11 protein-coding genes and 4 pseudogenes are annotated in these 12,323 nt (G+C 68.6%); 9 read left to right on the top strand and 6 right to left on the bottom strand.

Annotation, left to right across the window (positions count from 1 at the left end; translation table 11 throughout):
* Positions 1 to 370, bottom strand: a pseudogene (locus AB0L59_RS42020) (hypothetical protein); the annotation flags it as partial.
* Positions 360 to 725: a hypothetical protein gene (locus AB0L59_RS42015; protein ID WP_365593425.1), complete on the bottom strand. Its 366-nt coding sequence runs from the start codon at positions 723 to 725 to the stop codon at positions 360 to 362. The gene AB0L59_RS42015 and the pseudogene AB0L59_RS42020, both read right to left, overlap by 11 nt.
* An 82-nt stretch (positions 726 to 807) precedes the next feature.
* Between AB0L59_RS42015 and AB0L59_RS42010 the strand changes: the two genes are divergently transcribed.
* Together AB0L59_RS42010 and AB0L59_RS42005 are read left to right on the top strand one after the other, a co-directional pair.
* Positions 808 to 1,029: a hypothetical protein gene (locus AB0L59_RS42010; protein WP_365593422.1), complete on the top strand. Its 222-nt coding sequence runs from the start codon at positions 808 to 810 to the stop codon at positions 1,027 to 1,029.
* Positions 1,030 to 1,259: 230 nt separating this feature from the next.
* A pseudogene (locus tag AB0L59_RS42005) lies at positions 1,260 to 2,542 on the top strand (helicase associated domain-containing protein); the annotation flags it as partial.
* A gap of 243 nt (positions 2,543 to 2,785) precedes the next feature.
* Here AB0L59_RS42005 and AB0L59_RS42000 read toward each other — a convergent pair.
* Positions 2,786 to 3,280 (bottom strand): hypothetical protein, encoded by a 495-nt coding sequence (locus tag AB0L59_RS42000; RefSeq protein ID WP_365593420.1) that lies wholly within the window; start codon positions 3,278 to 3,280, stop codon positions 2,786 to 2,788.
* Positions 3,281 to 3,535: 255 nt separating this feature from the next.
* On the opposite strand from AB0L59_RS42000, the gene AB0L59_RS41995 reads away from it, so the two are divergent.
* Together AB0L59_RS41995 and AB0L59_RS41990 are read left to right on the top strand one after the other, a co-directional pair.
* The gene (locus tag AB0L59_RS41995) at positions 3,536 to 4,690 is read left to right on the top strand and encodes a helix-turn-helix transcriptional regulator (protein ID WP_365593417.1); all 1,155 of its coding nucleotides are present in this window, start codon (positions 3,536 to 3,538) and stop codon (positions 4,688 to 4,690) included.
* Between the two features lie 154 nt (positions 4,691 to 4,844).
* A complete protein-coding gene (locus AB0L59_RS41990; RefSeq protein WP_365593414.1) occupies positions 4,845 to 5,954 on the top strand; it encodes an IS630 family transposase in 1,110 nt (369 codons plus the stop codon).
* Positions 5,955 to 6,047: 93 nt separating this feature from the next.
* Here AB0L59_RS41990 and AB0L59_RS41985 read toward each other — a convergent pair whose 3' ends face one another.
* Together AB0L59_RS41985 and AB0L59_RS41980 are read right to left on the bottom strand one after the other, a co-directional pair.
* On the bottom strand, positions 6,048 to 6,407 hold the full coding sequence (locus AB0L59_RS41985; RefSeq protein WP_365593411.1) for a nuclear transport factor 2 family protein: 360 nt from the start codon (positions 6,405 to 6,407) through the stop codon (positions 6,048 to 6,050).
* Between the two features lie 24 nt (positions 6,408 to 6,431).
* Positions 6,432 to 7,217, bottom strand: a complete 786-nt coding sequence (locus AB0L59_RS41980) for an SDR family oxidoreductase (RefSeq protein WP_365593410.1) — start codon at positions 7,215 to 7,217, stop codon at positions 6,432 to 6,434.
* 108 nt (positions 7,218 to 7,325) lie between these two features.
* On the opposite strand from AB0L59_RS41980, the gene AB0L59_RS41975 reads away from it, so the two are divergent.
* Positions 7,326 to 7,832, top strand: coding sequence for a helix-turn-helix domain-containing protein (locus AB0L59_RS41975; RefSeq protein ID WP_365593408.1), 507 nt, complete (start codon positions 7,326 to 7,328; stop codon positions 7,830 to 7,832).
* A gap of 306 nt (positions 7,833 to 8,138) precedes the next feature.
* Here the strand turns inward: AB0L59_RS41975 and AB0L59_RS41970 are convergent.
* A pseudogene (locus AB0L59_RS41970) lies at positions 8,139 to 8,708 on the bottom strand (IS5/IS1182 family transposase); the annotation flags it as partial.
* Positions 8,709 to 8,719: 11 nt separating this feature from the next.
* On the opposite strand from AB0L59_RS41970, the gene AB0L59_RS41965 reads away from it, so the two are divergent.
* From AB0L59_RS41965 to AB0L59_RS41950, 4 genes and pseudogenes are all read left to right on the top strand, one after another.
* The gene (locus AB0L59_RS41965; protein ID WP_365593406.1) at positions 8,720 to 9,046 is read left to right on the top strand and encodes an IS3 family transposase; all 327 of its coding nucleotides are present in this window, start codon (positions 8,720 to 8,722) and stop codon (positions 9,044 to 9,046) included.
* A 753-nt stretch (positions 9,047 to 9,799) separates the two neighbouring features.
* Positions 9,800 to 10,627: an LLM class F420-dependent oxidoreductase gene (locus tag AB0L59_RS41960; protein ID WP_361817536.1), complete on the top strand. Its 828-nt coding sequence runs from the start codon at positions 9,800 to 9,802 to the stop codon at positions 10,625 to 10,627.
* A gap of 42 nt (positions 10,628 to 10,669) precedes the next feature.
* Positions 10,670 to 11,095 (top strand): TIGR03668 family PPOX class F420-dependent oxidoreductase, encoded by a 426-nt coding sequence (locus tag AB0L59_RS41955; RefSeq protein WP_365593402.1) that lies wholly within the window; start codon positions 10,670 to 10,672, stop codon positions 11,093 to 11,095.
* 870 nt (positions 11,096 to 11,965) lie between these two features.
* Positions 11,966 to 12,296: pseudogene (locus AB0L59_RS41950) on the top strand (chorismate synthase); the annotation flags it as partial.
* Between the last annotated feature and the right edge of the window lie 27 nt (positions 12,297 to 12,323).

Below are 12,323 nucleotides of genomic sequence, written 5' to 3'. Positions count from 1 at the left end.
CGCCCGCGATCACGACCGCGTCGATGGCTATCCGCGTCCACAGCTTGTTGATCGCGTCGTCGATGGCGCCGGCGAACTTGTCCAAGGCGTTGGCCATGTCCCGCGAGGACTTCGCGAGGTCGCTCAGCCAGCCGCCGTCCTTGCCCTTGGAATAGCGGTCCCAGAACTTGTGGAACGCCTCAATCGACTCACCCGTGTTGTTGTGGATGATCCCGGACGCACTGCGGTTCACAGGGGCGCGGACGTCGTCCACCGAATCGGCAAACGCACGCCACGCTTTCGCCGCGTCACGCAGCTTGTCGGGGTCAGCCTCCGGCCACCACAGGCCCATCTTGAGAAGGATGTGGCGGGCCTTGTCCTCAACGCTCACCGGCACCGTCGCTCTGCTTGTCGGTCTTCACTTCCTTGAACATGCCAGCGACGAGCTTGTCGTTGTCCACATGCCCGTCCGACATGTCCACCATGGCCTCGTGAATGCTCGTCAGCCCGAGCACCAGGATGCCCGCCGCGCTCTCGATCGACTTCTGGTGCGGCTTGTAGACGCCGCCGAACTGGTTGCCCTGCTCGTCGCGGCCCCAGGGCTCACCGAGGCCGTCCAGGGTCTTGATGAGAGTGGTCAGGGCCTTGCTCAGATCGATGGCGCCCTTCTGGAAGGCCGGTGCCGCCGCCTTGATGTCGGCGGTCTTGATGTCCAGCACCTTGCCGGGGACCTTGCCGTCGCCCATCTATGAACCCCGTTTCAGTCGCGGCTTCCGACCCTAGGATGAACAGGTCAAGCTGGCCCCATGACCAGGTAATGCGGATGCGATGTTCGCTGGATATGGCTTGAAGCGGCGCATGCACGCCGATCGGATCGCGCTCAAACTGACCACCGTTCTGGACAACGACTTCTGGTTGGTCCACGGCCGGTTGATCCGCGGGAACCGCTTCGCCGGCGCCAGCGCGTCGATCCCAAGGGAGAGCAGCAAGATCCAGCCAGTGCCGTCCAGTGACCGAGGTACCGAAGACCTGAGAGATCGGATCAGCTGAGCGGGCGACGTGAACCCGGGCCGAGGACCCAGCCGGCCCCCAATCAGCCGAAGCGGCCTGGTCCTGACTTGCAATATCCGGGTTGTCGTAGATCCAGGACAAGCCACCGAGGTCCAGGCGCCGGCGTGTACCGGTCACGGCTACACAGGCCAGGCGGGCTTCGGCGTCGTCCACCGGATAGGTCGCTGCCGAGCTGCTCTGGTCCGCCCGTTGATTTCCGCGCCGCGTACGAGACGGCGGACAACATGCTCACCAGCAGGGCGTTCGCTGGCTTGGCCAGGCTCTTGGAAGCTCTCCGCGCGCACGACGCCCGCGTCGTGGAGGCACTGGCCGAGCCGCGCGCAGCCGTGTCACAGGCGTACAGAGCCGCTCATGGGGCGAGGAAGGCCAGGCTGCCGAGGGTGGCCGAAGCAACCGGCTGTCGGTGCCGGCCCGGGAGCTACTGAAGTTCAGCACGCCTCGTGACCCTGCGCAGCTGGCGGCGTTCATCAACCTGCGGGTGCTCAACCCTGAGCACCAGCACTGGCGGCGCGGCATCGAAGCCGCCGCCCTGTACCAACGGCTCCACGGGGACCTGAAGGTGCCGTTCGCCTACCGCGTGCCCGGCCGCGACGACCAGGAGGCCAAGGCCGAGGGGTGGCCGGCCTCGCTCGCCGGTTTCCCGCTGGGGCAATGGATCGCCGACGCTCGCCGGTTCTACGCCCGTGGGGACATGGACGCCGACCGCGTCCGGCAGCTGGAGAAGCTGGGCATGGTCTGGTCACACTTCGACGTCGCATGGGAAGAAGGCCTGGCCGCCGCCCGCGGGTGGGCTGCGGAACACGGGCATCTCCTGGCACCGCTGGACGCCACCTACCAGGGCTACCGGGTGGGCATCTGGCTGAAGAACGCCAGGGCCGCCGCCCGCCGGGGCGCCGACATCGAGCAGCGGCGGGCCGAAGGACTGCCGGTGAGGTCGTCGGCCGGCGCCTTGTCGGAGGAGCGGCGCGAGCAGCTCGAGGATATCGACCCCTCGTGGTGCCCCACCTGGCCAGTGGAATGGCAACGCGCCTTCCATCTCACCCGCCAGCACCTGGAACAGGGCGGCGAGCTGCCCACCAAGCCGGGCGACATCGTGCACCAGGGAGAGGACCTCGGACGGTGGGTGCGATCAGTCCGCCTCGGCTGGGACAACCTCACAGGCGTCCAGCAGTGGATGTGCGAACACATCCTCGGCATCCAACCCGCGAGCGAGGACGAGAAACCACAGTCGCGCCGCACCCAGGCCGACAAATGGGCCATGAACCTGGCGGCCGCCCGGCAGTACTACCAGCGCGAAGGACACCTGCAGGTGCCCAGGAAACACGTCGAGACCATCGTCCTTGGCGGCGAGGGGGACGATGGCAGCAGCCAGGACCAGGAAGAAGAGCAGATCAAGCTCGGGGCGTGGATCGGGAACCAGCGGAGCCGGGCCGCGACCCTGTCACCAGAGCGGATCGAGCAGCTCTGCGCCATCGGGATGCGGTGGACGTGAGGGACCGCAATACCCGAAACCGGGGATGACGCAGTGCGGAGACGGTGGTGGGCCACACGGAGGATTCCGTGCGGCCCACCACCGCGTTCAGTTCCATGGCGTCGGCTCAGACGCGCCGGATGAGCGCTAGACAGTCGCAGTCGGCGTCGACCGTCAGGCAGCCTGATACGGCTGCTGTCTGGGCGCTGGAGGTGGTGCCGACTGTGAGTGATGGTTGGTCAGGGCGCAGGCCTGAGCCAACGATCACCCATAGACCTGAACTGGGGTGCCCTGCGCCCCCACGATGTACACGAGGTTGCCGTTCGGGTCGTACTCCCAGTAGCCCGCCTGCACCACGTAGGTGCCGTTCGGCACGACCAAGGTGCCGGTGTTGAACTGGATCGACCCGTCATCCTGGTTTGACGCCAGCCACTTGCCCAGGCAGCCAAAGTTACCGACCTGGGTGGTGCTGTGGTCGGAGTTGACCTTCAGCAGTTGCGCGCACGGGAAGATGCCGACGTGGTTCGGGTTCTTGTAGTTGGTTTCCCCTTTGACGCCGTGACCGCCGTCTCCACGGGAGCAGGGCAGCTCAGAGATCCCGTAGGTCTCATCGGCGTAGCCCTTGTCCCGGCAGCCGCCACCACCGGTGTTGGCCGACGCGCTCTGGGCCAGGGTGACACCGGTGGCCAGCAGCGTGCCGACGATGGTGAGCGTGGCAGCGGCCCGCTTGACTCCCTGACGCCCAAGAGTCTTTCTCATGCCCTTCTCCATTTCATCTGAGTGCAGGGCCAGCCCGAGTGGTCGACGCCCTCTCATTACGAGGCTGTGCCGCCTGGGGCGGCCCGGCGTGAGGTGACGGGTCAAAGCTGGCCGAGGGTTTCCGGTGCCGATCGTCCGCAGCCGCCCACGGTGGTGACCAGGCAGAACAGGCGGAAGAAAGACCGGCAGTTTTCCCGGCAGACACCCTGTGGTGTACTCACCTGCAGTGATCTGGATCATCCGGCGGGGGGCGTGATGAGCGAGGGCCGATTCGGGGCGCTGTTACGCGCCCGACGCAGTGAGGCCGGGCTGACGCAGGAGGAGCTCGCCGAACGCTCGGGACTGAGCGTGCGGGCCATCCGTGACCTCGAGCGCGGCAGGGTTGCCCGGCCCCGACGTGAGACGTTGCGGCTGCTGGCCACGGCGCTCGGCCTGTCAGAGGACGAGGGCGAGGAACTCCTTCGCCTTGCCCGTCAGGCGTTACCGCTGGCCCGGCCCGGGCGCGTCGACAGCGCGTTACCGACCGCTCCCGCCGCAATGGCACCCACCGATCGTGACGATCCGCATCCCACGGTCGTTGCGCCAGACGAGCCGGGCGCGTTCTCAGGGGCAGAGGCAGCCGGCGATCGGGCCGGACACGCACGCGGGAGAGGACGCGCGGCACGCTACGGCGTCCTGCTCACCGCCCTGCTGACGGTCACGGCCATCTCATCCGATCACGGCCCAATGGCCGCTCTCTCGTCACACCACGGCAGCCATGTCGCCTACAACGCGAGCAGAACTGTCCATGCCATCCGGGTCGCCAGCGCCGACATGTTTTCCGAGCAGGTGTCGACCACCGGGGCCGACCTGCAGGTCCTGAACCCGGTCGCCTGGGGCGACGCACTCATCGTCACCGTCACACTCACCGATGCCGCCTCAGGTGCGGTCACCGTGACCGACACGGACGGCAACATCTACCAGCCGTACGCACAACTCAAGGACAGCAGCCACCGTCTGATGCTGTTCGCACTCGTCAGCGCCCAGCCGCTGACCACCCTCGACCAGATCACCGTCCATTGGCCCAAGGCCACCTACGCCTACGCCACGGTCGACGCATTCCGCGGGATCGACGCCGCGGGCCCGTGGAGCAGCGGCGAATCCAATCCCGCCGACAGCAGCGACACCGAATCCTTCAGCAGCGGCGACCTGCCCCCGTGTACCGCGGGCGACCTCCTCTTCACCGCCGTGAGCAGCCCCCACAACCCCGCCTTCCGGTTCGACGCACCCTGGCAGCCCCTGGCCGAACCACAAATCCCCAACCCCCCACTCGCGACGGCCTACCGCTCCGTCACCTCCACAGACCAGCACTGCACATCACATGGCACCGCCACCACACCATGGCAGAACATCACCCTGCGCCTCCACTGAGACAACTGACTCCAGAACCGGTCGACAATCGCTGTTCCTGGAGATGAACGAAGCCAGCCGCCTTGCGCTAATGCTGTGACCACATAGGTTCGCCGGTTTGGTGATCGTGACGGTTGGATGTGCGGTGACGTTCGATCCGACCGTTGGAGGTGCAGTGGCCGAGCCTGTCCGTGTGCGCAGACTGACCGACCAGGAGGGGCAGAAACTGCAGCAGATTGTGCGTCGTGGCAGCACCAACTCGGTGCGCTATCGGCGCGTAATGATGTTGGTGGCCTCGGCCAGCGGGAATCGGGTGCCGGTGATCGCCCAGCTGGTGCAGGCCGACGAGGACACCGTGCGCGATGTGATCCACCGGTTCAACGAGATCGGCCTGGCCTGCTTGGACCCTCGGTGGGCGGGAGGCCGTCCCCGCCTGCTCAGTCGTGACGACGAGGACTTCGTCGTCCGGACGGCCACCACCCGCCCCACCAAGCTCGGCCAGCCTTTCACCCGCTGGTCGCTGCGCAAGCTCGTCGCCTACCTGCGGAAGGTCCACGGCCGAGTGATCCGCCTCGGCCGTGAGGCATTACGCGGCCTGCTCGCCCGCCGCGGTGTCACCTTCCAGCGCACCAAGACGTGGAAGGAATCCCCCGACCCGGACCGCGAGGCGAAGCTGGACCGGATCGAGGACGTCCTTGGCCGCTTCCCGGACCGGGTGTTCGCCTTCGATGAGTTCGGCCCGCTCGGGATCCGGCCCACTGCCGGCTCGGGCTGGGCCGAGCGGAAACACCCTGACCGGCTGCCCGCCACCTACCACCGCACGCACGGCGTGCGCTGTTTCCACGGCTGCTACTCGGTCGGCGACGACACCCTGTGGGGCGTCAACCGCCGCAGGAAGGGCGCCACCAATACGCTGGCCGCGCTGAAGTCGATCCGTGCCGCCCGGCCCGACGGTGCCCCGATCTACGTGATCCTGGACAATCTGTCCGCCCATAAAGGCACTGGCATCAGCTGCTGGGCGAAGAAGCACAAGGTCGAGCTGTGCTTCACCCCGACCTACGCCTCCTGGGCGAACCCGATCGAGGCCCACTTCGGACCGCTGCGGCAGTTCACCATCGCCAACTCCAATCACCCCAACCACACCGTTCAGACCCGGGCCCTGCACGCCTACCTCCGGTGGCGCAACGCCAACGCTCGCCACCGCGACGTCCTGGCCGCCGAACGCAAGGAACGCGCCCGCATCCGCAGCGAGAAAGGCATCCGCTGGGGCGGACGGCCCCTGTGATTGGCGGCCTGACCTGGCAGGAAGGTGAGTCGCCGAGATTGCGGGGCGAGCGGGGCTTCTCGCCTGGCGGCAACGGGTGGCGACGGCAGGGACTCAGGGTTCGATGACGAGGCGTTCGATGAGGCCGTCGCGGAGTGTGAACTGGTAGCGCAGATCGATGGTCCCGCCGGGGAAGTTGCCTTCGAGGTGGTGGGTGGCGATGTAGCGGGTTGCGTCGGTCTGCTGGGCGCCGGTGAGGTAGATGGTGTAGGTGAATTCGGCAGCCGATCGGTCGAGCCATTCCCCGATCGCCTCGATGCCCTCGTGGGTGTTGCCGTCGTCGATCACTGTGGCTTCATGGGTGAACGCCGTGAGTGCGGTGGCGGTGTCGTGGGCGCGGTGCGCTGTCAGGTAGCGGCTGATCACCTCGGGCAGGGTGTCCGGGGTGCTGGTGCGGGGCTGGTTGTCATGCATGACGCTCCTTGGGGTGGTGGCGGTTCAGACGGTGGGGGTGGTGCCGCCGTCGATGACGTGTTCGGCGCCGACGATGGCCGAGGCGCGGTCGGAGACGAGGAAGGCGACGAGTTCGGCGACTTCCTCGGGCCGGTTGGGACGGCCGAGCGGGATGCCGCCCAGGGAGTCCATGAGCCGGCCCAGCGCCGCTTCCTGCGTGATGTCTGCTTCGTGGGCGATCCGGGCGACGAGGTTGTCGGCGGCCGAGGTCTGCACGAAACCGGGCGAGACGGTGTTGACGCGGACGCCGTGCGGGGCGACCTCGTTGGCCAGGCCCTTGCTGTAGGTGGTCAGGGCGGCCTTGGCGGCCGCGTAGGCCAGGGTTCCGTTCCACAGCGGCATGCGGCGCTGGATCGAGGTGACATGCACGATCACGCCCTTACCCGTGGCGATCATGTGCGGCAGGAGCGCGCGGTCCAGGCGGACGGCGGCCAGCAGGTTCGTGTCCAGCTCCCTGGCCCAGTCGTCCTCGCCGAGCGCGGCGAACCCTCCGGCCGGCGCCTCGGACCCGCCGAGGGTGTTGACCAGGATGTCGACGCCTCCCACGCGGGCGTCCACCTCGGCGGCCACGTGGGCTGCGCCCTGGGCGGTGGACAGGTCGGCGGGGATGAACGCCTTCTCCTCGACGTCGTCGGGGCGGCTGCGGGCCGTGACCAGCACGGTCGCGCCGGCCTGGGCGAGGCGTCGGGCGATGGCGGCTCCGGTGCCCTTGGTACCGCCGGTGACCAGAGCGCGTCGGCCTTCGAGGGATTCGCTGATGGATGTGGTCACGGTGTGCTCCGTTCCCGGGTGCGGGCGCAGAAGGCCCCGCTCCCGTCATTACTGCTAAAATAGAAGCTACTAACTTCGACTTTAGCAGTAACCGAGGGGATGGCCACCATGGCAAGCCGGATCAGGCTGGAGGACCGGGAGTGCCCACTGTCCACGACGGTGGAACACGTAGGCGAGTGGTGGACGCTGCTGATCCTCCACGACGCGTTCGACGGCTACACGCGCTTCGACCAGTTCCAGGAGAGCCTGGGCATCTCCTCCAGCATGCTCACCACCCGGCTGAAGACCCTCGTCGCCGACGGACTGCTGGAGCGCCGGCCCTACCAGACCAACCCCGTACGCCACGAGTACGTCCTCACCGAACTCGGGCGCTCCCTGCGGCCGGTGATCGTCGCCCTGGCCGCGTGGGGCAACTCCCGCCTCACACCGGCCGAACGCAGCATGATCCTCATCGACACGCACAGCGGCGAGGAAGTCGAGCCCGTCGTCGTCGACGCCAAGACCGGCCGCCGGCTCGACGACAGCGACACCTACGTCTTCACCGCGGGTCCCGCAGCCAGCGACGCCATGCGCCACCGATATGCGACACGACCGAACACCCCCGCGGCGTCGTAGGGCTGCTCCGAACCAGCACCGAACAGCCTTGAGCAGGGCCGGGACACACCCTCCTACCTCATCGACCAGGCAACACCGGATCGCCGTCAATATCACGCATGCCATTCATCCCGAGCCGTTGACAACCAGATCAAGTGAGGCGAGGGGCAACGTCGGTCGTCTTCTCAAGAATCGCCATCATGGGCTGCGCCCCCGGATCCCATCCGAGCCGGAGGGAGTCATCAGCGCGACCCAACCCGGTGAACCTTCCCGGTCACAGCACTAATTGTGCTGTCCCCCGGGGTCCGACAGCACAACGGTGTGCCTGGCGGGGCAGGTGACCGTGGCGGCGGCGGTGTCGATGGCGAAGTCGTCCAGGGTGAAGCCGCCGGGGACGGCGGGCCGCAGCGGGGCGGGCTTGAAGAACAGCCGGTGCCCCGCCTGGTGCAGTACTTGGCGCATGTCGCCGGCGGATTAGGCGGTGTTGCCGAAGGGGTCCACCGGGCTCTCCTCGTCGGCCAGCAGGTCCAGGCCGACGGTGGCCTCGTGGTGCTCGGCTCCGGCGCCGGGCCGCATAGCCACGGCGGTGTATAAGCCGGTCTCGGGCTCGATGGCCAGGTGGGCTTTGCAGCCGTCCTGCTGGTGGGGGCGGGTCTTGTGGGTGTGGCGGGCTTCGGGGTCGACGGTGGACACGACGCGGCCTGGAGCGGTCCCCTGGCTGATGCGCCAGCGTCCGTCGCGGCCGTCGGAGTCCTCGGCCGGCTCGACGTCCTGCCCGGCGACCAGCGCCAGGATGCCGACCGCGTTCGCGGCCTTCTCGCCCAGCTGCTGGTCGGGCAGGTGGCCCAGCAGTCGCAGCGCATCGGTGACCAGGGCGTCGACCAGGCCGGCGCGGGCACGCCTTCAGCGTGAAGCGGTTGTGCCAGGTACTGGGCGTGAATCGGTCCAATTACTACAAGTGGCGGGACGGGGCCGACGCGCGGACCGCGCGGAGGGCCGCCGACCGGGCCCTGGCCGCGGAGATCCGCGCCGTCCACACCGACTCCGACGGCGCCTACGGCTCCCCGCGGATCACCGCCGAGCTCCGCGCCGACGGCCGGAAGATCAACGAGAAACGGGGGGGCCCGCGTGATGGGCAAGTTCTCCATCCAGGGCATGCGCCTGCGCAAACGGGTCCGCACCACGATCCCCGAGCCGTCGGCGATACCGGTCCCGGACCTGTTCCAGCGGGGTAGCCAGCTGGGTTGGCCGCGACGTCCGCGGTGCGTACAGCGGTGGGCTTGTTCGACGGGGCGGCGGCAACCGTGATCGGGCCGGACATCACCGTGACGCCCAGGGCGACGGGCCCGGCCGCGATCGCCGTGAACAAGGCCAGGCACGAAAGGCGTACGCGGCGTCTCATCTTCTCCAGCTCGACGCCTGCGGCTCGGAGGGGCAGCCCCGCTCTACGAGGCCTGCTAGCCAGGAGACATGGTCAAACTCCCAGGTCGTGTAGTGCGCTTCCCAGCCACGCACACGCGATGGAAGCCGCCGGGCCCGCGACTTCGTTCGGCGCCGCCGGCACCTGCCGCCTCCAGGCGGGCGACACCGAACGGGCAGCCGCCGTCCTGCGCGCGCCACCCACGTCGTCGTGCTGAACCAGGGCCGGCTGATCGCCGCCGGACCGCCGGGCGAACTGAGCTGGAGCCGGACGTGGAAGGCGCTGGCCGCCACACGATCGCGAGGGCCGGGCGCGCATGCTCGACATCGTCTACGAGCTCCGTGACGACCCGCGTGCGATCGGACGGCGTTCTCGTGCTCACCACTGCGGCGCTGTGCGAGGTGGGCCCTGCAGCGGCCGGCGGACGCGTGGGTCGGGCAGTGACAGTGGGCATGGGGTCCGGACGCCACGCCACGCCACGCCACGCCACGGGAGGTCATGCCCGACGAGGAGGGACCGGCCCCCTCACACTGACAGCAGGTGTGCCGACGAGACGAGGTGGTCGCGGATGAAGTTCGGAGTATCGACATTTGTCACCGATGAAGGCATTGGCCCCAAGGCGTTGGGACCCGCCCTGGAGGAGCGTGGGTTCGACTCCCTGCTACTGGCCGAGCACTCGCATATTCCGGTCAAGCGGGAGTCCCCGTACCCGGGGGGCGGTGAGCTGCCGCGGATCTACTACCGGACGCTCGACCCGTTCGTGGCGCTCGCCGCGGCCGCCTCGGTGACCCGTGACCTGCTCCTGGGCACCGGCATCGCCCTGGTGATCCAGCGCGATCCGATCCACACCGCGAAGGAGGTCGCCTCCCTCGATCTGATCTCCGGCGGCCGGGCCGTTTTCGGGGTCGGCGCGGGCTGGAACCGCGAGGAGATGCGCAACCATGGGACGGATCCGGCCGTCCGCGGGCGGCTCATGGACGAACGCATCCGCGCGATGATCGAGCTGTGGACCAAGGAGAAGGCCGAGTTCCATGGCGACTTCGTCGACTTCGATCCCGTCTACGCCTGGCCCAAGCCGGTCCAGAAGCCGCATCCGCCCATCTGGGTCGGGGGCGACAGCGAGCGCGCTTTCGAACGCGTCGCCGCGTACGGTGCGGCGTGGATGCCGAGCGATCCGCCGCTCGAGAAGCTGGGCGAACGCATCGCGCGTATGCGGCGGACGGCCGGTGACCGCCCGTCCGTCGTGGTGTACGCAGGCCGGTACGACCGGAAGGCGCTCGACACCTACGCCGAACTCGGCGTCGAACGGGTCCTGTTGTATCTGCCGACCCTGCCGGAGAACCAGACGCTGCGGACCCTGGACGAACTGGCCGAGGCCACGTCCGGCCACCGGTGACAGCTCGCGGCTACCGCTGAATAGGAGTTGACCGTGCCGGACATGGCCGAGGACGAGGCGCGCCGCCGGTTCACGACCGCGCGGGTGGCGCGCCTGGCGACGGTGGACGCGGGCCTGCGCCCGCATCTGGTGCCGGTCGTCTTCGCGGCCCACGGCGAGGAGATCGTCACCGCCGTCGACTGGAAGCCGAAGAGGTCGCAGCGGCTGAAACGGTTGGACAACATCGCGGCCCACCCGGCTGTCTGCCTGCTCGTCGACGCGTACGACGAGGACTGGGAGCGGCTGTGGTGGGTCCGCGCGGACGGTGACGCCCGCGTGCTGCCGCCCGGCAACCAGGGCAAGTACCCTGCGGCCGTCGCTCTGCTGCGGGAGAAGTACGCGCCGTACCGGCAGCGACCGCCGACCGGTCCGGCGCTCGTGATCGCCGTCCGCCGGTGGCTCGGCTGGCGTGCCGCGTCGGGGGGGTGACCGTACTGGCAGGGCACACGCCGCCCCCGGCATCAGCTTGTCTTTTACAGTAAGTATCTTCAGCGCACCAGGAGATCGATGGCGACCCCCAGTCATTCGAGGTAGAACTCCCGTGATGCGGCCTGACGTTTGAGGCCGATTCGATGCGCTGATCATCGTCTGTGCGACAAGGGGGGGGCCGCGTCTTGTCCTGACTCGGCGGCGATCGCGTCTGTGATCAGTTCCTCGAAACGTCGCGGCGTGGTCTCGGCGATCTCGCCGAGGAGGTCGGGGTTGTCCTCGATGTCCGCCGCGACGTCGCGCGTCAGCGGGCCGATGTGGCGGCCCGCCCACTGGTCGAACGCTTCGACGAGGCGCTCTGGAAGGGGTCGGCTGGGGTCGGCCAGGACGTGTTCGACCGCTGTGATGTCCCGCTCCAGGGACCCGCTGATCGCCGACCCCTACCTGCACTCCACCGGCTCCGGCACCACTGCCGGATTCGACTGGGGCGACAAGGCCGTGGCCGGGCAACGGTTCGTCGTCGCCGCCCAGCAGGGCGACTGGACTGCGATCTGGTACGGCGGGCAGAAAGCCTGGTTCGACAACCCGGGCGGCAGGTGGACCTTCCCGGCCGACGACAGCAGCCAGACACTCATCACCGCCAAGGACCGCACCACCTCGATCCCCGTCTACGGCCGCGCCTACCCCGAGGCAGGCGCCTACCCCGCCGCCGTCACCCCACAGCCCGTCACGCACCTGTCGAAGTACACCATCGCGGCCGGCCAGCTCCGGGCGCAGCCCGGCCTGCCCGATCAGGCCCACGAGCTGCTCCGGCTGCCACTTGTGCGTCGTCCCACGAACGGGTACACCTCCGTAGGCTTCGGTGCGCACCTGATGGGCATCCAGGCAATCAAGGGCGTCGAGATCGGTGACGGCTTCGAGTTGGCCCGGGTGCCCGACTCCAAGGAGCACGACAAGATCATCAGCACGGCCGGGCGCGCCGGCGGCACCGAGGGCGGGCTGAGCACCGGTGAGCTGCTGCGGGTGCGGGCCGCGATGAAGCCGATCGCGACCGTGCCGCGCGCCCTGAAGACGGTGGGCGTCACCACCGGCGAGGAGACCCGGCCCACCACCAGCACTCCGACGTCTCCGCCGTGCCCGCCGCGGGCACGGCGCCGAGGCGATGGTGGCGCTCGTCCTCGCGGACGCGGTCGCCGAGAAGCCATCGACGCGGTCGTGATCGCGGGCA

The organism is Streptomyces sp. NPDC052109, from assembly GCF_040680195.1.
Lineage (GTDB): Bacteria > Actinomycetota > Actinomycetes > Streptomycetales > Streptomycetaceae > Streptomyces.
The sequence above is the reverse complement of the archived record's forward strand: the minus strand, read 5'-3'. Positions and strand labels throughout refer to the sequence as shown.

What these genes read in the sequence shown, in the direction of transcription:
- AB0L59_RS42015 (WP_365593425.1), bottom strand. Translation starts at nt 725, where the DNA reads ATGGGCGACGGCAAGGTCCCCGGCAAGGTGCTGGACATCAAGACCGCC.
- AB0L59_RS42010 (WP_365593422.1), top strand. Translation starts at nt 808, where the DNA reads ATGTTCGCTGGATATGGCTTGAAGCGGCGCATGCACGCCGATCGGATC.
- AB0L59_RS42000 (WP_365593420.1), bottom strand. Translation starts at nt 3,280, where the DNA reads ATGAGAAAGACTCTTGGGCGTCAGGGAGTCAAGCGGGCCGCTGCCACG.
- AB0L59_RS41995 (WP_365593417.1), top strand. Translation starts at nt 3,536, where the DNA reads ATGAGCGAGGGCCGATTCGGGGCGCTGTTACGCGCCCGACGCAGTGAG.
- AB0L59_RS41985 (WP_365593411.1), bottom strand. Translation starts at nt 6,407, where the DNA reads ATGCATGACAACCAGCCCCGCACCAGCACCCCGGACACCCTGCCCGAG.
- AB0L59_RS41975 (WP_365593408.1), top strand. Translation starts at nt 7,326, where the DNA reads ATGGCAAGCCGGATCAGGCTGGAGGACCGGGAGTGCCCACTGTCCACG.
- AB0L59_RS41960 (WP_361817536.1), top strand. Translation starts at nt 9,800, where the DNA reads ATGAAGTTCGGAGTATCGACATTTGTCACCGATGAAGGCATTGGCCCC.
- AB0L59_RS41955 (WP_365593402.1), top strand. Translation starts at nt 10,670, where the DNA reads ATGGCCGAGGACGAGGCGCGCCGCCGGTTCACGACCGCGCGGGTGGCG.